The following is a 23,034-nucleotide window of genomic DNA, read 5'->3' on the forward strand; positions in this document are numbered from 1 at the left end:
CAATATCGAGCATCAAAACAGCAAATGTTGTTGCCCAAGTCAGCCAATTGATATGTATAGAAAATATAAGGGGGTTAAATCAGGTTCCTGGCTCCTCAATGTTGCCTCCCATAGTTTCGATCTGAGCTCTTAAGACTGACGCACGAGTCTTGTCACCACGTGTTTCGGCAACAGCCAATGCAAATTCAAGCTTCTCGAGCTGATGCCCCCCCTCATGGAAGGCCTGAAGTCTGATAGAAGATCTCGCTAACGGTGAAATTACTGAGCTGGTAACCCCAGCTTGGCCAGAGGCAGAAATGGTTAAAGCCATGGATGCCTTTCTTTTTATTGTGCACCCGATGCCACCCTCATGCCGCAAGAGTGTCTGGTTCCCCTGACCAAGACTGAGGTTCTTCTCGGGCTTGATCCTCAGCTTGATCAGAACTATCAAGCATTTCCTGGCACTCTTTTAAGAGCTGCTCAACCCCATCGAGCATCTCCATTTCCTCTGCGGGAATCCTCTGAGATTCGCTCTGCTGTCTCAACTGAAACTCCAAAGCCTCCTGACGCTGCTCCAATTTAACGAGCCTCTGCGATAAAGCAGTGATCGTCTGAACCAGGTCTTCTGCAGTACGAGTAATTCGAAAAGAAACTGACGAGGACATAGCCACAAAAAATACTTTGTCCAGATGACAACACATGAGGAATAAAGGCTCAAGTCATTAGGCAGATGGTGAGGAGAATCATTTGCGCTCAAAGTATCTGTACTGTTTCAAATCGATCTCATGCCTTCTCTGGCAACGTTACTGATTTATCTCATGGCAGGAACAGCATTAGGTCTGCTGACCTTGCGCACTGGTATTCCAGCAGCACCCCTTGCAGGTGCTCTTTTAGGTGCAGGGCTCGTAAGCATGAGCGGTCGCCTTGATGTTGCTGAATGGCCCTCAGGCACACGCACAGCGATTGAAATCGCCATCGGCACGGTGATCGGTACTGGCCTAACCAAAAGCTCCCTAGGGGAGCTGCAAAGCCTCTGGAAACCAGCCCTACTGATCACTCTGACCCTTGTACTTACTGGGATCGTGATCGGTCTTTGGAGCAGTCGATTACTAGGTATTGACCCTGTTGTTTCACTCCTCGGCGCTGCCCCAGGAGGCATCAGTGGCATGAGTCTGGTAGGTGCGGAATTCGGCGTCGGTGCTGCAGTCGCCACCCTGCATGCTGTGAGATTAATCACCGTACTTTTGGTACTACCCCTTCTGGTGAAGCTATTGGCCCCATTAGGACTAATTGATTCCTGATTAAACCTGGACAGGACTGTTTCAATCGATACGTTGATCAATACTGTGTTGACTTGCAAACGATGAATCGAAATCGAGTTGCCCTTTCACTCACACTGCTAGGCCTTGTGGGAATCAGTCTTTCTGCCACAGCTGCCCAATCAGCAACAACTGACACCGCAAGCAAAGGAGCCCAGGTCTACTGCTTCATGCGTAGTCATGGCAATAACCATGAGGTGAGCTGGACTGCCTCTTATGCCCTGATCAAACGCCAGGGAAATAGCCTTTTCAAGACCTCACCAAATCATGCTGCTGTATTAATTACTGAAGCAGTGGTCAACGAACCCAGCAGTTACCCAAACTGTGGTCAATACCTTGGCGATCTCTTCGGAAATACCAAAAACTCTTTATCAGTAGCTGATCAAGAAAGTGGTGATGAGACTGTCATCGACTCCTATAGCTCTGGCAATACCAACACCACCACTCCTTCAAGCACAGATCATGAGCAGCACTACAGTTATTAAATTCCTTCGTTTCCTTGCCAAACTATTTCTGAGCGGGTTGCTGCTTTCCGGTCTGAGCTGCAACAGTCGCTCAGCACCAAACAATCCATCTGCTGACTCGAATATCTCGTCCCAAGCTTGCTTGGAAAATCTTGACCTCAAAGGACTCGACCAAGCCCTACTGCGCTGCAATAGCGTAGTGAGCCAACATCAAAATGACCCTGAACCACTCAACGACCGGTCCCTGATCTACACCCTGCTTGGCCAAACCAATTTGGCTTGTCAAGATGTCTCCAAAGGCTTACAGCTTCTGAATCAACAAGGAGCATCAGCTGATCCGATGGTGCGTCACGAACTAACCGTGCGTAAAGACTCCTGCATGCAACATCTCAACATGACTGGCAAAGGCTGACGCTTGAGTCCAACACGACGAGAACCAAGCAATACCTCAATCCGCTCAGCCTTACTTGCTATCAGAGCATCCACCAGCTGATCTGCAAAACCCAGTTGGAACCAGTGACTCGTGAGTCCGCCATCCATCCCCAATCGATGGCAACGATCCTCAGCCTGATCCACATCACCAGGTGTCCAGTGACGTTCAAGCAAAACCACATGCCTAGCGCGATGCAAGGTGTAACCAAGCCCGCCTACTGCATAGGTTGCCAACAAAAGGGAACTCTTCCCTGATTGAAAACGATTCACAGCTTCCTGACGTTGCCCTGGACGCTGACGACCAGTTAACAACTCACCCCCTAAGCGTTGCTGCAAAAGCAACAAAGGACCAACAAAACTGCTGAAAAGGACAACGGCTTGCCCCTCAGCAAGAAGTGCTGCGACAACAGTCTCCACTGCTGGCAGCTTGAACTCCGCTGCGATCTGACGCAAAGCCGTAAGCACCGCCAGCGATTCCGCATCTGAACGCACCAAGCCCTGCTGAACTCGATGGCGATAGTTGTCAATGACAAGAGCTAGACGATGGTCAAAACCACGAGACTCTGGCTCTGTAAGGACAACCCGATGCTCTTGACGACGTTTTGGGGGCAAGCCAAGCAAAGTCTGCTTGCGTCGATGCAGAACCAATGGCCGTGTGAGCTTCCCTAGAGCATCGAGATCACTCGCACCACGTGCATGCCAGCGTCGCTGTCCACCTTGATCTCGCCAGTGACCCTGACAAAAACGCTCTTCAAACTTACGTTGATCTCGAGCCAAAGGATGATCAATGGCAGCCAGCAGTGGATAAAGCTGATCAGGACGACCATTTTTCATCGGCGTCCCGGTGAGTAACCAAATAGCCCTTAAACGCGGATGCCGCGCAAGCCTTAAAAGAGCCTGAGTTCGTCTTGACTTGATGGACTGGCCGAAATGCGCTTCATCCACCAACAGAAGCGTTCCCGCCGCCGGCAATTCCCTAGGCAGACGAGCCCAGCTATGGATGGACACCTGCAAATCAAGACTGGCAGCTTCGGTGCGCCAGTGGTCATGAAGACCCACAGGCGCCACCACCATGACCCGTACATCAGCACATCTCACCATGGCGCGAGCCGCCAAAAGAGAGGTAAGAGTCTTCCCAAGACCCATTTCATCAGCCAATACTGCACCGCGCCGCGCTAACAACCAACGGGCTCCAGAGCACTGATGAGGAAGAGGTCTACGACCATCTGTCAAAGCAACCTCAAACTCTGCATAGCTCACGAGATCACGATGGGGCGGCATCGGTGGCAAAGGCTGTTCGAACCAACTCAGCCACTGAGCCAAGTCGTCCTGCACCAAAAAACGTGAACCAAACTGCCTCTGCAAATGTTGAGCCGCAACCAAAGGAAATTCCCAGCCCTGGCGAGCACCACGCCAAATTCCACGAGGCCTCACTTTGAGAAGCTGAGCCTGAGTCACCGCATCGAAAGGGAACGCCACCTTGACCAAACCCGCCGCAGTCAGACCCAAATAACAGCTAGCAGACGATTTAGGCGTGAGCTTCACTGCTCAATGAACACCTAATTTACGCCCCATTGCCTTACTAGCAAGAGCGAAAGCAACCACTGTAAAAAACAGAGCAAAGCAAGCCAAAATAGATATTTAGACACATTGACTCAAAGAGCATTCGCGGCAAACTGCACAAAACCGAGGAACTCGGATGCACAATAGGGACGCGGTTTTCCTCGAAGATCTCTGTCCCAAGTTACGTGTACGAAGATGGAGAAAATCCCTTCACAACTATACGGCTCAAAGTTGTATCTATTGCGGTAAAACTTCTGAATCAATTGACCATATTTTGCCTCGCAGTCGTGGAGGCTTAAGTATTACTCAAAACTGCGTTCCGGCCTGTCTCTCCTGTAACGGTCACAAATCAGATGCCCATGCCTTCGAGTGGTATAGACGCCAACGCTTCTATGATCCGCGACGCGCAATGGCCATCCGCGCCTGGATGGATGGCGATCTCAGACTGGCTTTAAGGTTGCTTCAATGGACCCAACCCAACCATAGAGAAGCTCCTGTTATCAGCGAAGATGAAGAATGGATGCCCCAGCTGGCCTAAGCCAATCTCACCAGACCTGACAGGCCACCACAGGATGATGTCTTTGGCAAATAGAAGCCTGCTGCTCAGGTTGCTCCGGAGCCAGAAGCATCGCACCTGTCAACAAAGCCAAAGGCAAGACAAAATGAAAAGCCGAACTGATCTGCCGACCTTGAACGATCCTTGGACATGCCCGACGCGGCAGCATGGACACTGAAATCGCGGAAGCGCGCAAATAGGAGCTCGCCATGACCAAACCCAGAATATAATACATTTGTACTCATGCTCACAGAGCTTGTCAAGCGGAGTCCGCCTCTCCCCACCGGCTCAAAGTTGCTGGTTCTCGGTGGAGGATTCAGTGGCCAGCATCTAGTGGCTCTGGCGAGAGCACTTGGCAGCACTGCTATCTGCAGCCGCAGAGACATCAACAGCCCAGGCGCAGACATCGCATTTGATAGTGCCACCAAGCTGTTGCCAGCCACGAAAGTTCTAGAAGGAGTCACGCATTTACTCAGCTGCATACCCCCAGCAGCCGATGGGAAAGATCCAGTACTGACATGCTTGGGCGACCGGCTCAAAGCGTTGCCATTGCAATGGGTTGGCTATCTCTCCACCACAGGGGTTTACGGAGATCGCCAAGGACGCTGGGTCACAGAAATCGATCATCCTCAGCCTCAACAAGCTCGGAGCAAACGAAGATTGGCCTGTGAAGAGGCCTGGCAAGCTTCGGGATTACCCCTGCAGATTCTGCGACTGCCTGGCATCTACGGACCAGGCCGCTCAGTGCTTAAAAGCGTCAACACAGGTCAAAGCAGAATGATCCATAAGCCCAACCAGGTGTTTTCAAGAATTCATGTCGATGACATCGCAGGCGCCATCCTGCACCTAATCCAATGTGCTGCTGATGGACAGCGACCCATCGTAATCAACGTCACCGATGACATGCCAACAGCTTATACAGACGTACTCGGGTTCGCCGCCCAACTACTTGGAAAGTCCCTACCCGAAATTGAGCCATTTGCAGTTGCCGCTGCACAGATGAATCCCATGGCACTCTCCTTCTGGCAAGAGAATCGCAGGGTCAGCAATCAGCTCTTATGCCGCGAGCTTGGCTATTCCCTGATGCATCCCAACTATCAATCCGGCCTTAGAGACTGTTATCTGGCAGAAGGTTTCAAGGTCTCACAGACGAATTTTCCTTAGTTGTTGAACGTTCCCGATCCGGACCACCAAGAATGAACTCGTTCCAATTGAAGGGCTTCTCTGGATCGATAAATGTCAACCCGGCATCGCGCAAAAACTGACTCCAATGCACCACCAACCAACCATTCCGCAGCCCGGTACCAAGACCAAACAACAGCAAACCAAGCAGCAACCAGCGCATCATGGCTATGCCTTCTGAAGGCTTTGACGCTAATCAACTTATCGTTATCGCCATCGGCGATCCCGCTGGCATCGGGATGGAGGTCACCCTAAAGGCCCTCGCTTCACCAAGCTTGCCATCAAAGCTGTATCCCCAGCTGGTTGGCTGTCGAAAAAGCCTAGAACTGACCTATGCCCAATTACAAGCTCAAGGAATCTCTCCCCTAGCCAATCCAAAGAACCTCGATATCAAAGATCTACCCCTGCAGAGCACACTTCAGCCTGGATACCCCACAGCACAGAGTGGAGCCGCAAGCTTTCTATGGTTGACAAAGGCAACAGAACTCCTCTTGAAGGGTCGAGCCCGCGCCCTTGTTACCGCTCCTATTGCCAAGCAGGCCTGGCATGCAGCAGGCCATCACTATCCCGGTCAAACCGAACGACTTAAAGAACTGGTAGGAGCTGATCAAGCCTCCATGCTCTTCACCGCGATCTCACCTCATAACGGCTGGCGGTTCAACACTCTGCTAGCAACAACCCATATCCCGCTAGCAGCAGTCCCACAAGTGCTTACCCCTGAGTTGGTTAGAGCGAAGCTCAACGTACTCAAGGCATTCTGCCAAAGATTCAAAACCGCTCCATCCATTGCAGTCGCAGGCCTCAATCCCCACGCTGGCGAGCAAGGCCAACTGGGCCATGAAGAGCTGAAATGGTTGATCCCAATGCTGAACAGATGGAAAACGGAGCACCCTGAGATCCAACTAGACGGTCCTTTACCTCCCGACACATGTTGGCTTTCAGCTGCAAAGGCTTGGCATGGCATCCCTTGCGCCCAAACCCCAGACGGGATCCTGGCCTTATACCACGATCAGGGTCTAATCCCAATGAAGCTGCTGGCTTTCGACTCGGCCGTCAACACCACCCTTGGGCTTCCATTTCTGCGTACCTCCCCTGATCACGGCACCGCCTTTGACATTGCCGGAAAGGGATGTGCCAGACCCGACAGCATGTTGGCCGCCCTAAAAGCCGCCTGGGAGCTCACGGAATCACGCTGATCAGCCAGGCTTAACACGCATCAAAACCTGACCGAACTCAACTGGCGTGCCGTTATCTACAAGGATTTCAACCACCTCGCCACTGACTTCAGATTCCAACTCATTCATCAACTTCATGGCCTCCAAAATGCACACGATCTGACCGACACCGATGCGACTACCAACTTCTACAAATGGGGATTCCCCAGGACCAGGAGCACGATAAAACGTGCCGACCATCGGTGCCGTTACCTCCAGGAAATCAGTTCTTGAACCTGGTACCGCTGGAGGCGGAGTCCCAGGTCCGACCATCTCAACTCTCGGTTCTGGAGCCGGTAAAGGCATCTCAACGGTCGAAGACAATGGCATCACCGGAGCCACCACTGCTGGTGCAGGGATGTTCCTCCTGACCTCTAGACGAAAATCATCTCCCTCAAGGCGAAATTCCTGTATGTCGCTTTCCGCCAAGGCTGCAAGCAACTGGTGCAGTTGATCATGATCGAGCTGCATAGCCATTAGTTCTCGCGACCGAGGTAGCTGTCGTTACGTGTATCGACTTTAATTTTCTCGCCCACAGAAAGAAACAAAGGAACCATCACCTGAGCCCCAGTCTCAAGGATGGCGGGCTTAGTGCCACCGGTAGCGGTATCACCCTTAACACCAGGATCAGTTTCAGTGATTTCAAGCACCACAGAATTGGGGAGCTCCACCTCAAGAGGATTTCCGTTCCATGAGACCACATTCACCTCCATCCCTTCCTTGAGGTATTTACGACTGTCACCAATCTGCTGCGCTGTAAGCCTGGTTTCCTCATAACTAGACATGTCCATAAAGACATAGTCACCGGACTCCATATAAGTGTGTTGAAGAGTCGACTTCTCAAGCAAGGCCTGCGGAAGCATCTCCCCAGCCCTAAAGGTTTTTTCCACCACGTTGCCGCTCTGCACCGCCTTCAACTTGGTACGCACAAATGCTGAACCCTTACCCGGTTTCACATGCAAAAACTCGACTACACGCCAAACAGAACCGTCTAATTCAATCGAGGTGCCAGTGCGGAAGTCGTTACTTGAGATCATTCCCGCTGAACGGATCAGATGGATCATACGGCTGTGCCAAAGTCCCAGCACAAGAAGAGTTCCACATGCCAAATACTCCTCTACTGACCAGCCTGATCACAGTGCTCGCAGTACTTTTGCTGAATTGGGGTGATCCTGTTCTGGCTGCTCTGCCAGCTGGAAGTGCAGTGACGGATGGTGCCGCAATCCTGCGAAATGCCCTACCAATCGAACAAAAAGATCTCCGCCAAATGCAAGCCACCCTTGAGGCCACTAGCAAAGTGGTTGGGTCTTCAAAGGGCAATCGCTGGGTTGCGCTAAACGAAGCTGCTTCTTCTAGTCAGTTCCTAGTAATAACCCGCAAAAAGAGCATCCTCGCAGCCATCCCAGAAGCATCTCGAGAAAAGGGTGAAGCCCTTTTGGAATCCTTGGGAGAAACGGTCCAGGCCCTGGGGGATGCAGCCAGTAATCAAAACGTAGATCGCTTCATCGACCTACGTCGCGAAAGTCTCAAACAGATCGGTGATCTAGAAGCACTATTGGTGAATGATTTTCCTTACACCATCCCTGAGGAATTCAACTCACTACCCCGGCTTCTTGGAAGAGCAACTGTATCGATCAAAACCACAAAAGGGAACATCACTGCTGTCATTGATGGCTACAACGCCCCTCTAACAGCCGGCGCCTTCGTAGACCTAGCTCTCAAAGGCTTTTATGACGGATTGCCATTCACACGCGCTGAAGACAATTACGTACTACAAAGCGGTGACCCCACAGGACCTGAAAGCGGATACATCGACCCAACAACCAAGAAAGAACGTCAAGTGCCTCTGGAAATCCGTATTCCAGAGGAACCAACTCCTTTTTACAACCAAACCTTTGAAGACATCGGTCTTTACAAAGCCACACCAGTCCTTCCATTCGCCGCCCTTGGCACACTCGGATGGGCTCATTCCGACCAAGCTATAGACGACGGTTCCTCCCAGTTCTTTCTATTTCTCTATGATGCAGAATTAACTCCAGCTGGTCTCAACTTGGTGGATGGCCGCAATGCAGCCTTTGGCTATGTCGTTGAAGGTACCGAGTTACTTAAAAAACTCGAAGTTGGTGATCAAATCTTATCCATCAAAGTTGTCGATGGAGCTGATCGGCTGAAGCCCCACGCCTGAGGACTTGTGTATGGGCGAAACCCTAGCCCAACTTGGTGAAAACGAACTACTGCATCGACTAGCCCGCTTTGCTCCTGCTGGCCAACTTGACGACGACACAGCGCAAGTCCACACCAATGAGGGAGAACTCCTCATTAACACCGATGTCATGGTTGAAGGCATTCACTTCAGCGAAGACACCACGACTCCAAAAGATGTTGGTTGGCGTTGCGTAACCGCCAACCTTTCCGACCTAGCAGCCAGTGGCGTTGATCAGATTCTGGGTATCACTGTCGGACTTGTAGTCCCTCCAGAGACCCCCTGGGACTGGGTAGAGAAAGTTTATTTAGGCATAGAAGCCGCATTGAAACAGTTTGGAGGGACCTTGCTGGGCGGCGACTGTTCCCGAGGGGATCAACGACTACTCGCAATCACCGCCTTTGGCACTCTCGGGCCAGTACGGTTGCACCGCTCCCAAGCCCAACCTGGAGATTCTCTTGTCGTCAGTGGTCCCCATGGCCTCAGCCGCCTTGGCCTGGCCCTACTTCGCTCAGATCCACTGATAGAAGCAGCCCTGCTGCCAGACAAACTCAAACAAAAAGCAATAGAAGCTCATCAACACCCTCAACCATGCCTGAAGGCACTCCACGCTCTTCAAACCTGTAAGCCTGCAGAACTTCCATGGCGAGCTGGGGGCACCGACAGTAGTGACGGACTTCTGGCAGCGGTTCAAGGCCTTTGCAGAAGCAGCGGTTGCCGGGCGATTCTTGATCCAAAAGGCCTACCCAAAGACCCTGACTGGCCACTAGGCCAACACTGGGATAGCTGGTGCCTAAACGGCGGAGAAGACTTTGAACTTATTCTCAGCCTGCCACCGATATGGGCCACCGCTTGGCTGCAAGTTCTTCCATCAAGCCAAGTCATTGGTGTCATGGAACAAGGCCCACCTCGGGTGGAATGGGCGAATGGCAAAGGAGAAGTGAGCAACTTCTCAAGCTTCAAACATTTCCAATAAAGAAAGAGAACAAACCCCTCGCTAATAGGAGGGGTTTATAACTCAAAAAGAAGCTAGAAGCTCAGAAAATAGTAATCCTCTGAAAGATCACTTCCAATTCTTGGCCACAATCTCAGCGAGATCGACAACCCTCTGGCTATAACCCCACTCGTTGTCATACCAAGCAACCACTTTCACCAAATTGTCGCCAATAGTCATCGTGAGATCCTCGTCAACGATGGTGGATTCATTAGTACCGGCGTAGTCACTAGAAACCAAAGGAAGATCACCATATTTAATGATTCCCTTCATGCCACCCTGAGAAGCCGATTTGAGTGCAGCATTCACTTCTTGAGCAGTCGTGGAACGACCAGACTCAAAAACTAGATCGACCGCTGAAACGTTTGGGGTTGGTACACGCATGGCAATACCCGTGAGCTTGCCCTTCATCTGTGGATAAACCAAAGCCACAGCCTTGGCAGCGCCAGTTGAGGTCGGAACAATATTCATGGCTGCCGCACGAGCACGGCGAAGATCACGATGGCTGTTATCGAGGATCCGCTGATCACCGGTGTAGCTATGAATAGTCGTCATCAGGCCCTTATTGATCCCAAAGGTCTGATCAAGCACCTTCACAATTGGTGCCAGGCAATTTGTTGTGCAGCTGGCATTACTGAGAACATTGAAATCACCGTGACGGTACTGATCAGCATTGACGCCCACGACATATGTGCCAACACCATCTCCTTTACCTGGAGCCGTGAGGATCACTTTCTTCGCACCAGCCTCGATGTGTTTACTAGCCCCCACATCAGTATTGAAAACCCCGGTGGACTCGATCACAAGATCGATACCCCACTCCTTCCAAGGAAGATTCAAGGGGTTGCGATCTGAAAAACACTTAATGGTTTTGCCGTTGATAACAAAAGTGTCATCGGTATAACCGATCTCCGCATCCTTGATCTGTCCAAGAATTGAATCGTACTTAAGCAGATGAGCATTGGTCTTAGGGTCAGAAGTGACATTGATGCCAACCACATCAATACCCGTATTCGCACCACGGCTTAGCCAACAACGCATGAAGTTGCGACCGATTCGGCCGAATCCATTGATCGCAACACGCAGAGTCATAACAAAAACGGGGAAACCGCAAGGGAAGTGGCCGCCGATCATACAGAAATAGGTTGCACTTTCCGCTGTTCCGGATGAGGAGGCGGCCCATGCCTGGCACAAGGTCAACCCCGGCCGGACCTCTCCAAAGCATAAGAATGACGGGCTTTTAGCCCAAGACTGGCTTATCTTTTGAACCTATGGTTTTGCCCATTGACCAGCACGCTCAACCGCCAGCAACCCATCCACTTCATAGGTGTTGGCGGCATCGGCATGTCTGCACTAGCTCTAATTCTGGTGAATCGAGGTCATATCGTCTCCGGCTCCGACTCAAGAGAAAACACTACCGTTGAGCAACTGAGAGCTCAAGGAGTAAGGGTCTTCCGCGATCAGAGCGCCGCAAACATCGATGCCATTTGTAGCAACGTAGATCTCCTTCCTTTGGTTGTGATCAGCACAGCCATTCCCAAGAGCAATCCTGAGCTCAAGGCAGCCAAGCTGTCTCAATTGAAAATCTTGCATCGCTCAGACCTCCTTGCTGCCTTGATTCAGGCACAACCATCTATTGCAGTAGCCGGAAGCCATGGCAAAACCACCACCAGCACCCTGCTCACCACACTGCTGGCCACAACCGATCAAGACCCAACAGCTGTGATTGGTGGTGTCGTGCCTTACTACGACAGCAATGGCCATGCGGGCAAAGGACGACTGCTAGTAGCAGAAGCTGATGAATCTGATGGATCTCTCGTCAAGTTTCAGGCAACGCTCGGCGTGATCACCAACTTGGAGTTAGATCACACCGACCACTACGCCAATCTTGATGAACTGATCAACACCATGAAGCGGTTCGGCCAAGGTTGCCGACGACTGCTGGCCAACTTCGACTGCCCAATCCTCAAGGAGCATTTCGATGCCACAGCTTGGTGGTCAGTCAAAACCTCAGCGGGTGTTGATTTTGCAGCTTTACCAATTTGCCTCAATGGCGATCAAACAATTGCGGACATTTACGAGCAGGGCAAACGGATGGGGCAAATCACACTGCCAATGCCCGGACTTCACAACCTCAGCAATGCTATGGCAGCTATCGCAGCCTGCAGACTCGAAGGACTGTCCTTTGAGGACGTGCAAGAAGGTCTTGCTGACCTGCAGCCTCCTGGGCGCCGTTTCGACTTCCGAGGCACCTGGGAGGGTCGCCAAATCGTTGATGATTACGCCCACCATCCAAGCGAAGTCAGCGCCACACTCACAATGGCGCGCCTAATCGTAACTAGTGGTCGTAGCCAACTACCGAACCCACCCAAACGCATTTTGGCCGTGTTCCAGCCTCATCGATACAGCCGTACAAACGAATTTCTCTACGACTTCGCAAGGGCACTCGGTGAAGCGGATGCTGTTCTGCTAGCACCCGTTTACAGCGCCGGAGAGAACCCTATTCAGGGAGCAACGAGTGAGAGCCTGGCTAAAGCGATCAGAATCCAACACCCCAACCTGCCAGTCGCCGTAGCCGAAAACTTTAATCAGCTAACCCTATTGGTGCAAAAACACAGCCTCAAAGGCGACCTAGTCCTCGCCATGGGTGCAGGCAATATCAACAATCTATGGAGACAACTGACATGTCTTGACAACGCAAAGAGATGCCCACCCTCCCTGGCAGCCTGACCCTAGTGAAGGGGATCAAGCCCCAACCACTGGTTTCTCTTGCCAACTTCACGAGCTGGCGCGTCGGAGGACCTGCGGAATGGTTTGCATCACCCAGCAGCGTGGAGGAACTACAGACACTGATTGCTTGGGCTTATGAACAAAAGATGCCCTGTCGAGTCATCGGAGCAGGATCAAACCTACTGATCAACGACGCTGGCTTGCCGGGCCTGAGCCTTTGCATGCGCAAACTCCAAGGGAGCGACCTAGATCCAAAGACTGGCATTGTCGAAGCCTTAGCCGGTGAACCAATCCCCAACCTTTCCAAACGCGCCGCAAAGGCTGGCCTACATGGCCTGGAATGGGCTGTTGGGATTCCTGGAACAGTTGGTGGTGCAGCCGTCATGAATGCTGGAGCCCAGGGCGGCTGCACAGCCGACTGGCTGGAATCTGTACAAGTCCTCGACCTCAATGGCGAGGGCCCTTTTGAACTGAGCCGCCAAGAGCTTGACTACGGCTACCGACAAAGTCTCTTGCAGGAAAAAACACTCGTCGTGCTCTCAGCCAGATTCCGCCTAGACCCCGGCCATGATCACAAGGAACTCAATCAAATCACACAGCAAAACCTCACTCATCGCACGACGACACAGCCTTATCAATTGCCTAGTTGCGGAAGTGTCTTTCGCAACCCAGAACCCCTCAAAGCTGGTCGTCTAATCGAAGCGCTGGGTCTGAAAGGTCACCGCATTGGAGGAGCTGAAGTCTCACCCATTCACGCCAACTTCATCGTCAATATTGGTGGAGCCACGGCTGCCGACATCAATCAAATGATCACACTCATTCAGCAACGGGTACAGATGGCCCATGGAGTGATGCTTCATCCTGAAGTGAAACGACTTGGTTTCGAAGCGACCGCTTAATCTGCCCATTCCTCCAGCAACGCAATGGCAGGGTTCGGACTTCCCAATTTCGGCCAACTCACCGAAGCCTTCCGCAAGGCCCAACAAATCCAACAAAACGCCCAAAAACTGCAGGAAGAGCTAGATGCCATGGAAATTGAGGGCAGCAGCCCAGACGGCAGAGCAAGTATCTGGCTATCTGGCAACCAGCAACCACTGCGTGTGCGCCTTGAACCCTCACTGCTTGCCGAAGGACAAGATGCCAGCGAAACCGCGATCTTGGCCGCTCTTCAATCCGCCTATGAGCACTCCACCACCACCATGAAAGAGCAAATGGAAGAACTTACAGGAGGCCTGAACCTGAACCTCCCCGGGATGAGCGAATGAGGCACTCAATCTCCTCCAAAAAACGCTTATAGATTGGATATCGTTCCCAACTTTTGTCGACCCCACAACCGGGCTCATCACGATGGAAACAATCCCTAAATCTGCAGGGATAATCTTCAATCTGTCCATCAAATTCAGGGAACAACACCGCAAGCTTGCGCGGATCAGCAGGAAGTTCAGGTCGATTAAACCCTGGTGTATCAGCAACAAGAGATCCTTCGCACAGTCGAAAGAGTTCAACATGACGAGTGGTATGCCTACCACGTTTCAACCGTCCAGAAACAGCGCCTACGCGCAGGGATAGCTGGGGCAAGAGCTGATTGAGCAAACTGGTCTTACCCACACCTGAAGGACCACAAAAGACAGCAAGTCGTGTACTGCTGAGTTTGTTTTTTAGGGCACCTAACCCCTCTCCGGTCTGCACAGAAACCGCCATAGGCCGATACCCCCAACCCCTTAGCCGCACAAGCTGCTGCTCGAGCTGCTCCGAAGTGATCAGATCGCGTTTGGTAAGGATGAGGTGAACATCAACACCAGTCTGCTCAGCGGCCAGTAGAAAACGACTCGCTTGGTCAGCGTCAAAGCAAGGCTGCTTGACTGCCAAGACAACAACAACAGCCGTAACGTTGGCGACTGGCGGGCGGTTGATCCAACTCTGCCTAGGTTCCACATCACCAACCACAGCTCGACGCTCCTGCCAATCGATTGCTTCCACCCAAACTCGATCCCCCACATGCACGGCAGCCCCGCGATGGTCCAGGCGCGTTCGACGAGTACAAAGCAAACGCAATGGTTCATCATCCGTTGATCCTGTCCAGCTCACCAATGAAGATGGATTAAAAGTCTCGAGTTCTACCTCGAGAAAATTGGCTTGTAAGGCCACCACCATCCCTGCAAGCCGCGGCGCCTCAGCCGCCGCCACAAGTCACCATCAACCTCAACCAAGTGTTTTCCTGAGCAATAATCTCAACGCGATGGCCTGCCTCTACTAACCCTGGAACCACCATCGCCTCAGGTTCCCCACGATCAAGATCCACCTGTAGACGTTCCTTGTCCTTAAGACCCTCAAGAGCCAAGCGACAGCGAATAAAATTGATTGGGCAAGGAGTACCGCGCAAATCAATCTGCTGATCAGGAACAAGCTGGGCGGTCATCCTTTCTGGCCAAACAAACGAGCAAACAAACCACTGTTGTGATGGTGATGCTGCCTGCCTTTAGCGGAATGATGGCCAGCAAGATCTTCAAGCAAGCCCCGCTCCTCATCAGAAAGACGAATGGGCAACTTCACATTGATAGAAATACGCTGATTACCTCTTGCTACTGGGTTTCCTAGCTTAGGAATACCCTTGTTTTCAAGGGTGAGTACAGCATTGGGCTGAGTTCCAGCAGGAATCTCAAGACTGGTGTTGCCATCAACCGTATCAACCTCAATGATGTCTCCAAGGATTGCCTGGAGATAACTCACGTTGACTTCTGAAAGCACCGTGATCCCATCACGTCGCAATTGGGGATGGGATTTCACCGTCAAAAATACGTAAAGGTCTCCAGAAGGTCCACCCCGCAAACCAGCATTTCCCTCACCGGCAACTCTCAGACGAGTTCCTGTATCAACCCCAGCGGGAATATTGATGCGCAATTTCTTGCGAACCTGACGTACACCCTGTCCAGCACATGCAGGGCAAGGATCTGCAATCACCTGTCCAGTCCCTTCACAACTGGGACATTCCGCCACCTGAGTGAAGCTCCCGAAAGGTGTTCTGGTCGCTCGTCGAACCTGACCAACACCACCACAAGTGGAACAGGTCGTTGGTCCACTACCCACCTTGGCTCCAGTGCCGTTACAGGTGTCGCAAGTTTCAAGATGGGGAATTTTGATCTCTCGTTCTTGGCCGAAAACAGCTTGCTCAAAGTCAATCTTCAAGTCGTAGCGAAGATCATCTCCTTGCTGCGGTCCCCGTCGTCGTGGACGAGCGCCACCAGATCCACCAGCCCCTCCAAAACCACTAAAAAAGGTCTCAAAGAGATCAGCGAAGCCACCCATATCTCCCACATCGGGCATGCCCGCTGCACCCCCAAGCCCAGCCTCGCCAAATTGGTCATAACGGCCACGAGTCTGAGGATCGCTAAGCACCTCATAGGCACGACCGATCTCCTTGAAACGATCCTCTGCACCAGGATCCTTATTGATATCTGGGTGATACTGACGTGCAAGACGGCGATAAGCCCGCTTCAGGGTATCGCCATCAGCATCTTTGCTGACCCCTAGCAGGTCGTAATAATCAGCCATCAGCTCGTCAACACTCCTTCACCCTAAAGGGCAACAGCATGCCATCAGACCCCTGGTTGGGCAGGATCTGCCTCACCTTGAAAAGTTGCAGTGGAGTCATCATTGGGTTGAGGTGAAGAAGGAGAGGCGCCACTCTGCGGGCCTGGTCCCATAGACACCTTCACAAGAGCATGGCGAAGCACCCTGCCGTTGAGGTGATATCCACGCTGAAGTTCCTCTGTGACTACATCCTCTGGATGCTCCTCACTGGGCTCTCTTGAAACAGCCTCATGGAGGGTGGGATCAAACGCCTGTCCAACAACCCGCATTGAAGCAACACCCAATTGCTTGAGCACATCAACAAGCTGTTTGTAAAGACCCTGATAACTGCGATGAAGAGCCTGAGCCTCCTCTCCCTGAGGCTCTAATTGCTGACGAGCTCGCTCAAAATTATCCACCACCGGCAGAATTTCACTCAAAGTAGTACAGATGAGCTGTAATCGCAGATCGTCCTGATCGCGACTCTGACGTTTGCGGAAATTATCGAAATCTGCAGCAATCCGCATGTACTGACTACGAAGAGTTTCGTGCTCTTCCCGCAGGCTGCTGTGCTCCTGCTCCAACTGCTGTAAGCGAGCCTCATTATCCGCTAATGGTGCAGATTGAGCTGAAGGCTGACCCTCGTCGGAATTCATCGCTGCCACTGATTCCAGAGGCACGGAAGCCTCTAAACCCTCAGCAGCAGGATCGTGAGATGGGGTAGGGGCGTCGCCACTCATGCTGACCGTTTGCAAATTCACGTCTAGACATGTTGATGGGAGTAGCACACCTCCCACAAGCGGCGGAAGCCCGCACCTCCAATTTCATTTCTTGTTCGTGACCCAGGGCCGACCAATCCCCAAAGCAACCAACAGCATCCAGCAGCGACTGGAACTGGAACTGCTCCTACAAGTCAGTGTGCTTAGTCACGAAGAACTTCTTGTCGGAGTGGAGCTAATGGCCAACCACACCACTCTTGACATCTCAACGTGGCAACAATTCCAGGCCATGCCAATCAACATGCACAACCAACATTTGATTGTAGCCATCTCGGACCAATGCAATGAGCAAACCAAAAATCAACTAATCTCAGTGCTGCAGTCCAAAGGCTTCAGCACAGAATTCCGTCTCGCGCTGGCATCCGACATCAGCCAGCTGCTTGCACCAATGAGATCTGAGCAGCACATTGAATCTGCATCCACGTCAAAAGCAACAAAGCCACTTGCACAAACACCAACCTCCCTGCTGGCAGGATTTAGTGCCGAAGGCGTGCTCGAAGAAGATCCTGAAGAACAAGCCAGAATTGCTAGTTCCGTAGAGGATTTGGAGTCCAGCTTGATGGACTCAGACAGCTCACCAGTCATCAACCTGGTGGACCGCATACTGCTAGAGGCACTGCAAACAGAAGCCAGCGACGTTCACGTTGAGCCGCAACAAGACGGACTACAGATCCGCTTCCGTCAAGACGGTGTCCTGCAGCGCTATATCGAACCCCTTCCGAGCCGGTTGATCCCTGCTGTTACCTCACGCTTCAAGATCATGGCCGACCTAGACATCGCAGAACGGCGCATGGCTCAGGACGGTCGGATTCGTCGCACATATCGCAATCGTATGGTCGATTTCAGGGTTAATAGCCTGCCAAGCCGTTACGGGGAAAAAATCTGTCTGCGACTCCTTGACAGCAGTGCTCCACAACTCGGGCTAGACAAACTGATCAGCAACCCAAGTGCTCTCTCTCTCGTACGCAACTTGGGCTCTAAGCCCTTCGGCATGATCCTTGTGACAGGTCCAACAGGATCAGGCAAGTCAACAACCCTTTACTCCCTACTGGCAGAACGCAACGAGCCTGGTATCAACATTTCCACCGTAGAAGATCCCATCGAATACACCCTCCCTGGGATTACCCAATGTCAAGTGAACAGGGAAAAAGGTTTCGATTTCAGTACTGCACTGAGAGCCTTCATGCGTCAAGACCCAGACGTTCTGCTGGTCGGTGAAACCCGTGACCTAGAAACCGCAAAAACCGCCATCGAAGCCGCACTGACTGGTCATCTGGTGCTAACCACACTGCATTGCAATGACGCATCAAGTGCGATCGCCCGCCTCAACGAGATGGGCGTGGAACCATTCATGGTTAGCGCCTCGTTGATTGGCATCGTCTCTCAACGACTTCTACGAAGAGTGTGCCGTTCTTGCCGTAAGTCCTATCACCCAACTGAAAAAGAACTGGGGCGATTCGGTTTGATGGCCCATACAGAAACTGGCGTGACCTTTTTCAAGGCCCACCATCACGGTCAAGAAAAACAGCCGTGCCCCAACTGTCAAGGCAGCGGCTACAAGGGCCGAGTTGGTGTCTATGAAGTACTGCGCATGAACGAAGAGCTCGCTACAGCCGTCGCCAAAGGTGCCACTACTGATTTAGTAAGACGTCTGGCGCTCGAGGCTGGTATGAAAACTCTGTTGGGCTACAGCCTTGACCTGGTGCGAGAAGGCCACACCACCCTTGAGGAAGTAGGCCGCATGATCCTCACCGATTCCGGATTGGAATCAGAGCGCCGCGCCAGAGCCCTTAGCACTCTCACCTGCAACGTCTGCGGGGCAGGCCTCCAAGACGACTGGCTGGAATGTCCCTACTGTCTAACCGCTCGCCAATGAAGGACCCGTCATGGATCTAATGATCGAGGACCTGATGGAGCAGCTGGTGCAAGGTGGCGGCAGTGATCTACACATTGCTACCGGCCAGCCCCCGTATGGACGATTCAGCGGTGAATTAAGGCCAATGACCAATACCCCCCTATCCGAAGAAACATGCAACAAGCTGATTTTCTCAATGCTCAACAACAGTCAAAGAAAGACTCTTGAACAAATCTGGGAGCTTGACTGTGCCTATGGGCTAAAGGGTGTGGCGCGCTTTCGTGTGAATGTCTATCGACAGAAGGGAAGTTACGCCGCCTGTCTACGTGCTCTTGGCAGCACTATCCCGAGTATTGAAAGTCTCAACCTGCCATCAGTAGTCATAGAAACCAGCAAACGACCAAGGGGATTAGTGCTAGTAACAGGACCAACCGGATCAGGCAAAACAACAACCCTTGCTTCCCTGCTGGACCACATCAATCACACCAGAAGCGAACATATCCTCACGATCGAAGATCCAATCGAATTCGTATACAAAAGCGATCTCAGCCTTGTGCACCAGCGACAGCTCAATGAAGACACACGCAGTTTTGGCAATGCCCTGCGTGCGGCACTACGCGAAGATCCAGATGTGATCCTCGTGGGCGAAATGCGCGACCTTGAAACCATTCAACTGGCCATCAGCGCCGCCGAAACCGGTCACCTCGTATTCGGCACCTTGCACACCAACTCGGCGGCACAAACGGTCGATCGCATAGTTGATGTTTTCCCCCCAAACCAGCAAACCCAAGTCAGAGTTCAACTCTCAGGAAGTCTGCTCGCCATTTTTTCGCAAACCCTCTGCCGTCGCCAAAACCCACAACCAGAACAATTTGGGCGGGTCATGGCTCAAGAAATCTTGATCAACACCCCAGCCACAGCAAACCTGATCAGAGAAGGCAAAACCGCACAGCTCTACTCCCAAATTCAAACCGGAGGAGAACTAGGGATGCAAACACTAGAAAAAGCCCTTGCGAATCTGACTAAACAGGGTGAAATTAGCCGCTCTGAAGCCATCGCCAAAGCCAGTAAACCCAGCGAACTGGAGCAACTCCTCAACGATGGCTAAGAGACAGGCCTAAGCGATGACGTCCTTCGTCGCCACCTACGAATCCGCAAGTGGTCAAACACGCACAATGACCATCAAAGCGGCCGACCTAACAACCGCAAAAAAGTTACTACGTCGTCGTGGAATACGAGCAACTGACCTGAAAGCAGCTCTCAACAATAAAGGACAAGAAAGTAGCAAAAAAATTGACCGCCAAAAGAACACAAAATCATCAAACTTTGGACTGTTTTCCATCGATCTAAGTGCCGCTTTCGAAAAGTCCCCAGGTGTAAAAGACAAAGCAGTTTTCGCAAGCAAATTGGCAACTCTGGTGGATGCAGGCGTTCCGATCGTGCGCAGTCTCGACCTAATGGCTAGTCAGCAGCGCTTGCCTATGTTCAAACGTGCACTGATGAAGGTGAGTCTTGATGTAAATGAAGGCAGTGCCATGGGCACTGCTATGAGCAAGTGGCCAAAGGTATTCGACCAACTCAGTATCGCGATGGTGGAAGCCGGAGAGGCTGGTGGTGTTTTGGATGAATCTCTAAAGAGACTCGCCAAGCTATTAGAAGACAATGCCCGACTCAAGAACCAAATCAAAGGAGCCCTTGGTTACCCAGTCACCGTGCTGGTAATAGCCATCCTCGTATTCCTAGGCATGACAATCTTCTTGATCCCGACCTTTGCAGAAATCTTTGAAGATTTAGGCGCCGAGCTGCCCATATTCACCCAGTTCATGGTGGACCTAAGCAAATTATTACGTTCCTCCTTTTCCCTGCTATTAACAGGTGTCCTACTGGTGTGCACTTGGATTTTTAACCGCTACTACTCCACTCACCAAGGACGCCGTCAGATCGATCGACTGAAGCTGAGAATCCCCCTATTCGGCAATCTGATCATCAAAACTGCCACCGCTCTATTCTGCAGAATCTTCAGCTCATTGATCAGAGCAGGCGTACCAATCCTGATGTCACTAGAAATTGCCAGCGAAACCGCTGGCAATGCGATCATTTCCGACGCCATTCTTGAATCACGCACCCTTGTGCAGGAAGGGGTGCTCCTTAGTGCTGCCTTGATTCGCCAAAAAGTGCTTCCAGACATGGCCTTAAACATGCTGGCCATTGGCGAGGAAACCGGAGAGATGGATCAAATGCTCAGCAAGGTGGCTGATTTTTACGAGGATGAGGTCTCTACCTCGGTGAAGGCTCTGACCTCAATGCTTGAACCCGCGATGATCATTGTAGTGGGTGTCATCGTGGGCTCCATCCTGCTAGCGATGTATCTGCCCATGTTCACCGTGTTTGATCAGATCCAGTAGCGAGCTGCAAACCCTTTGCAATGGCCTGACCAGCAAGCCAACCACTGGTCCAACAATGCTGGAAGTTGAAACCCCCCGTCAGCCCATCCACATCGAGAAGTTCCCCAGCAAAATAAAGACCTGGACAAACCCGACTCTCCATCGTCGCGAGATTCACCTCGCCCAACTGCACTCCCCCAGCCGTAACGAACTCTTCTCCAAATGGCCCCTTGCCACCGATTGAGTAACAGCTGGCAACCAAAGCTTCAAACAAAAGACGTTCCAAATGGGCAGGACAATCCGCCCAGCGCAAATCCGGAGTAGCACCCACTTGAGCCAACAAGGACAACCAAAGACGACGGGGCAAGTTGGACACAGGACGAGCTGATCCCAGAGTGCGTCTACCTTGATGATGACGTAGGTCACGCAGTGACTGCTTCACCAGATTGTGACTACTCATGCCAAGCCAATTGACAAAAAGTTTTCCCCGATAGTGATCGCCTTGCAAAGCCCTTGCAGCAAAAGCAGTAAGCCGCAAAATGGCAGGCCCACTTAATCCCCAATGAGTAATCAACACCCTGCCGGTCTGCTGAAAGTTTTGACCTCCAGCCTTAAGACTGAGATGAACGCCATCGAGAGCCAAACCAGAACAGGCGATTAACGCAGGTGCCTCGAGAGCAAGACTGAACAGAGAAGGAACTGACGGCATAAGCTGATGACCCATCGCTGCCGCCAAGCGACGACCACTGGGATGCCCACCCGTAGCCAATAAAACCCTTTGAGCCTGAAAAGAAGACCCATCCCGACATCGAACTAAAAACCCTGCAGCACCCCGACGCTCCAAATTCTGTACAACCTTCTGACTGCGCAAGCTGACTCCAGCCACCACTGCTGCCTGCTTCAGACACGCCACCACTGCAGAGGAACAATTAGCCACAGGGAACATTCGCCCATCCGGCTCTGCCACAAGCTCCAGGCCCCGATCGGCAAACCAAGCCACCGCATCACCAGTAGCAAACCGACTAAAGAGGCCCAGCAATGGGCGGCCACCTCGGGGGTAATTGGTCACCAAATCACCTGGCTCCCAGCAGGCATGGGTCACGTTGCAACGGCCGCCACCACTGATCTTCACCTTCGTCAATGGCTCAGAGGTGGCCTCCAACATATGCACAAAAGCCAAACCCTCCTCAGCCGCGGTGATTGCCCCAAAAAAACCTGAGGCACCACCACCAACAACGATCAAATCAACTGGCGGGTCGGAAAGTAAGGGCAACTCCGTTATTGCAATAGCGCTTGCCGGTTGGCCTGGGACCATCATTGAAGACATGTCCCTGATGACCACCACAGCGCCGGCAATGATATTCGCTGCGAGGAATAATCAATTTGAAATCTACTTTCGTTTGAATAGCTCCAGCAAGGGGCTCCCAGAAACTTGGCCAGCCAGTACCACTATCGAATTTCGCCGCAGAAGAAAACAACGGCAGATCGCAACCTGCACAGTGATAGATGCCCACACGCTTCTCCTTGTCAAGAGAACTCGTAAAAGGACGCTCGGTTCCCTCCTCTCGAAGCACGCGATAAGCCTCAGGGGAAAGACGCTTTGCCCACTGCTCATTACTAAGCGACCAAGCAAGATCCTCAGCCCTCGTAGCAGCAAAGGCTGCTGCAGGTCTCCTATAAACACCAAAGGCTCCTGCAATAGTGGCTATCAGCAGAGAACGACGACTCAATAACAAAGCAGTAATGGGCATAAGCGCAGCCAAAATCAATGACCTTCTTTCTAGGAAAGCGCAACACAGCTATGAAGGCA

Annotated in this window: 28 protein-coding genes; 14 read left to right on the forward strand and 14 right to left on the reverse strand. The window is 52.0% G+C overall.

Annotated features, from left to right (window positions below; genetic code table 11):
• Positions 1 to 79: 79 nt before the first annotated feature.
• Both SIB80_RS00840 and SIB80_RS00845 read right to left on the reverse strand, forming a co-directional pair.
• Positions 80 to 310 (reverse strand): hypothetical protein, encoded by a 231-nt coding sequence (locus SIB80_RS00840; RefSeq protein ID WP_063420796.1) that lies wholly within the window; start codon positions 308 to 310, stop codon positions 80 to 82.
• 37 nt (positions 311 to 347) lie between these two features.
• Complete coding sequence (locus SIB80_RS00845; RefSeq protein ID WP_063420795.1) at positions 348 to 644, reverse strand: LysR family transcriptional regulator; 297 nt, start codon at positions 642 to 644, stop codon at positions 348 to 350.
• Between the two features lie 120 nt (positions 645 to 764).
• Here SIB80_RS00845 and SIB80_RS00850 point away from each other — a divergent pair, with 120 nt between their 5' ends.
• The 3 genes from SIB80_RS00850 to SIB80_RS00860 all read left to right on the forward strand — a co-directional run bounded on the left by SIB80_RS00850 (position 765) and on the right by SIB80_RS00860 (position 2,174).
• On the forward strand, positions 765 to 1,280 hold the full coding sequence (locus SIB80_RS00850) for an AbrB family transcriptional regulator (protein WP_011824729.1): 516 nt from the start codon (positions 765 to 767) through the stop codon (positions 1,278 to 1,280).
• Between the two features lie 62 nt (positions 1,281 to 1,342).
• The gene (locus SIB80_RS00855) at positions 1,343 to 1,783 is read left to right on the forward strand and encodes a DUF6554 family protein (RefSeq protein WP_063420794.1); all 441 of its coding nucleotides are present in this window, start codon (positions 1,343 to 1,345) and stop codon (positions 1,781 to 1,783) included.
• Positions 1,761 to 2,174 (forward strand): hypothetical protein, encoded by a 414-nt coding sequence (locus SIB80_RS00860; protein ID WP_063420793.1) that lies wholly within the window; start codon positions 1,761 to 1,763, stop codon positions 2,172 to 2,174. The genes SIB80_RS00855 and SIB80_RS00860 overlap by 23 nt, the downstream gene beginning before the upstream one ends.
• Here the strand turns inward: SIB80_RS00860 and SIB80_RS00865 are convergent.
• Entirely contained in the window at positions 2,111 to 3,739 is a 1,629-nt protein-coding gene (locus tag SIB80_RS00865) for a DEAD/DEAH box helicase (protein WP_236076916.1), read from the reverse strand. The genes SIB80_RS00860 and SIB80_RS00865 overlap by 64 nt on opposite strands.
• Positions 3,740 to 3,893: 154 nt before the next feature.
• On the opposite strand from SIB80_RS00865, the gene SIB80_RS00870 reads away from it, so the two are divergent.
• Complete coding sequence (locus SIB80_RS00870) at positions 3,894 to 4,295, forward strand: HNH endonuclease (RefSeq protein WP_063420792.1); 402 nt, start codon at positions 3,894 to 3,896, stop codon at positions 4,293 to 4,295.
• A gap of 7 nt (positions 4,296 to 4,302) precedes the next feature.
• Here the strand turns inward: SIB80_RS00870 and SIB80_RS00875 are convergent, their stop codons facing one another.
• Positions 4,303 to 4,482 carry a serine protease inhibitor gene (locus SIB80_RS00875; RefSeq protein ID WP_413352119.1) on the reverse strand — a complete coding sequence of 60 codons (180 nt, stop codon included), beginning with the start codon at positions 4,480 to 4,482 and terminating at the stop codon, positions 4,303 to 4,305.
• 74 nt (positions 4,483 to 4,556) lie between these two features.
• On the opposite strand from SIB80_RS00875, the gene SIB80_RS00880 reads away from it, so the two are divergent.
• Positions 4,557 to 5,477 carry an SDR family oxidoreductase gene (locus SIB80_RS00880; protein ID WP_063420791.1) on the forward strand — a complete coding sequence of 307 codons (921 nt, stop codon included), beginning with the start codon at positions 4,557 to 4,559 and terminating at the stop codon, positions 5,475 to 5,477.
• Here the strand turns inward: SIB80_RS00880 and SIB80_RS00885 are convergent.
• Entirely contained in the window at positions 5,449 to 5,661 is a 213-nt protein-coding gene (locus tag SIB80_RS00885; protein ID WP_041384227.1) for a hypothetical protein, read from the reverse strand. The genes SIB80_RS00880 and SIB80_RS00885 overlap by 29 nt on opposite strands.
• On the opposite strand from SIB80_RS00885, the gene pdxA reads away from it, so the two are divergent.
• Positions 5,660 to 6,691, forward strand: a complete 1,032-nt coding sequence (pdxA, locus tag SIB80_RS00890; RefSeq protein WP_063420790.1) for a 4-hydroxythreonine-4-phosphate dehydrogenase PdxA — start codon at positions 5,660 to 5,662, stop codon at positions 6,689 to 6,691. The genes SIB80_RS00885 and pdxA overlap by 2 nt on opposite strands.
• Here pdxA and accB read toward each other — a convergent pair whose 3' ends face one another.
• Together accB and efp are read right to left on the reverse strand one after the other, a co-directional pair.
• Complete coding sequence (gene accB / locus SIB80_RS00895; RefSeq protein WP_074160170.1) at positions 6,692 to 7,186, reverse strand: acetyl-CoA carboxylase biotin carboxyl carrier protein; 495 nt, start codon at positions 7,184 to 7,186, stop codon at positions 6,692 to 6,694.
• Positions 7,186 to 7,746: an elongation factor P gene (gene efp, locus SIB80_RS00900; RefSeq protein WP_011129410.1), complete on the reverse strand. Its 561-nt coding sequence runs from the start codon at positions 7,744 to 7,746 to the stop codon at positions 7,186 to 7,188. The genes accB and efp overlap by 1 nt, the downstream gene beginning before the upstream one ends.
• A 65-nt stretch (positions 7,747 to 7,811) precedes the next feature.
• Between efp and SIB80_RS00905 the strand changes: the two genes are divergently transcribed.
• Entirely contained in the window at positions 7,812 to 8,894 is a 1,083-nt protein-coding gene (locus SIB80_RS00905; RefSeq protein ID WP_063420789.1) for a peptidylprolyl isomerase, read from the forward strand.
• Positions 8,895 to 8,904: 10 nt separating this feature from the next.
• Complete coding sequence (gene thiL / locus SIB80_RS00910) at positions 8,905 to 9,888, forward strand: thiamine-phosphate kinase (RefSeq protein ID WP_063420788.1); 984 nt, start codon at positions 8,905 to 8,907, stop codon at positions 9,886 to 9,888.
• 87 nt (positions 9,889 to 9,975) lie between these two features.
• Here the strand turns inward: thiL and gap are convergent, their stop codons facing one another.
• On the reverse strand, positions 9,976 to 10,998 hold the full coding sequence (gene gap / locus SIB80_RS00915) for a type I glyceraldehyde-3-phosphate dehydrogenase (RefSeq protein ID WP_063420881.1): 1,023 nt from the start codon (positions 10,996 to 10,998) through the stop codon (positions 9,976 to 9,978).
• 171 nt (positions 10,999 to 11,169) lie between these two features.
• Between gap and murC the strand changes: the two genes are divergently transcribed.
• From murC to SIB80_RS00930, 3 genes are read left to right on the forward strand one after another with little or no spacing between them, the layout of a single operon-like run.
• A complete protein-coding gene (gene murC / locus SIB80_RS00920) occupies positions 11,170 to 12,636 on the forward strand; it encodes a UDP-N-acetylmuramate--L-alanine ligase (RefSeq protein WP_063420787.1) in 1,467 nt (488 codons plus the stop codon).
• On the forward strand, positions 12,612 to 13,535 hold the full coding sequence (gene murB / locus SIB80_RS00925) for a UDP-N-acetylmuramate dehydrogenase (protein WP_063420786.1): 924 nt from the start codon (positions 12,612 to 12,614) through the stop codon (positions 13,533 to 13,535). The genes murC and murB overlap by 25 nt, the downstream gene beginning before the upstream one ends.
• Before the next feature lie 24 nt (positions 13,536 to 13,559).
• Positions 13,560 to 13,901 carry a YbaB/EbfC family nucleoid-associated protein gene (locus SIB80_RS00930; RefSeq protein WP_063420785.1) on the forward strand — a complete coding sequence of 114 codons (342 nt, stop codon included), beginning with the start codon at positions 13,560 to 13,562 and terminating at the stop codon, positions 13,899 to 13,901.
• On the opposite strand, the gene rsgA is transcribed toward SIB80_RS00930, so the two are convergent.
• Genes rsgA through grpE form a run of 4 tightly spaced genes read right to left on the reverse strand, consistent with a single transcriptional unit; the run spans position 13,858 to position 16,946 of the window.
• Positions 13,858 to 14,823 carry a ribosome small subunit-dependent GTPase A gene (rsgA, locus tag SIB80_RS00935; RefSeq protein WP_063420784.1) on the reverse strand — a complete coding sequence of 322 codons (966 nt, stop codon included), beginning with the start codon at positions 14,821 to 14,823 and terminating at the stop codon, positions 13,858 to 13,860. The genes SIB80_RS00930 and rsgA overlap by 44 nt on opposite strands.
• A complete protein-coding gene (locus SIB80_RS00940) occupies positions 14,810 to 15,055 on the reverse strand; it encodes a sulfurtransferase TusA family protein (protein ID WP_011129402.1) in 246 nt (81 codons plus the stop codon). Before SIB80_RS00940 ends, rsgA begins: the two co-directional genes overlap by 14 nt.
• Positions 15,052 to 16,188: a molecular chaperone DnaJ gene (gene dnaJ, locus SIB80_RS00945; protein ID WP_063404335.1), complete on the reverse strand. Its 1,137-nt coding sequence runs from the start codon at positions 16,186 to 16,188 to the stop codon at positions 15,052 to 15,054. Before dnaJ ends, SIB80_RS00940 begins: the two co-directional genes overlap by 4 nt.
• Positions 16,189 to 16,232: 44 nt before the next feature.
• Entirely contained in the window at positions 16,233 to 16,946 is a 714-nt protein-coding gene (gene grpE, locus SIB80_RS00950; RefSeq protein WP_063420783.1) for a nucleotide exchange factor GrpE, read from the reverse strand.
• On the opposite strand from grpE, the gene SIB80_RS00955 reads away from it, so the two are divergent.
• Genes SIB80_RS00955 through SIB80_RS00965 form a run of 3 tightly spaced genes read left to right on the forward strand, consistent with a single transcriptional unit; the run spans position 16,945 to position 21,245 of the window.
• Entirely contained in the window at positions 16,945 to 18,861 is a 1,917-nt protein-coding gene (locus tag SIB80_RS00955; protein WP_063420782.1) for a GspE/PulE family protein, read from the forward strand. The two genes, grpE and SIB80_RS00955, sit on opposite strands and share 2 nt — an antisense overlap.
• Before the next feature lie 10 nt (positions 18,862 to 18,871).
• Entirely contained in the window at positions 18,872 to 19,948 is a 1,077-nt protein-coding gene (locus SIB80_RS00960; RefSeq protein WP_063420781.1) for a type IV pilus twitching motility protein PilT, read from the forward strand.
• 16 nt (positions 19,949 to 19,964) lie between these two features.
• Positions 19,965 to 21,245 (forward strand): type II secretion system F family protein, encoded by a 1,281-nt coding sequence (locus SIB80_RS00965; protein WP_063420780.1) that lies wholly within the window; start codon positions 19,965 to 19,967, stop codon positions 21,243 to 21,245.
• Here SIB80_RS00965 and SIB80_RS00970 read toward each other — a convergent pair.
• Positions 21,220 to 22,542, reverse strand: coding sequence for an NAD(P)/FAD-dependent oxidoreductase (locus SIB80_RS00970; RefSeq protein ID WP_063420779.1), 1,323 nt, complete (start codon positions 22,540 to 22,542; stop codon positions 21,220 to 21,222). The genes SIB80_RS00965 and SIB80_RS00970 overlap by 26 nt on opposite strands.
• Entirely contained in the window at positions 22,469 to 22,975 is a 507-nt protein-coding gene (msrB, locus tag SIB80_RS00975) for a peptide-methionine (R)-S-oxide reductase MsrB (RefSeq protein WP_063420778.1), read from the reverse strand. Before msrB ends, SIB80_RS00970 begins: the two co-directional genes overlap by 74 nt.
• Positions 22,976 to 23,034 lie beyond the last annotated feature (59 nt).

It is taken from the genome of Prochlorococcus sp. MIT 1327, assembly GCF_047304785.1.
GTDB lineage: Bacteria > Cyanobacteriota > Cyanobacteriia > PCC-6307 > Cyanobiaceae > Prochlorococcus > Prochlorococcus marinus_D.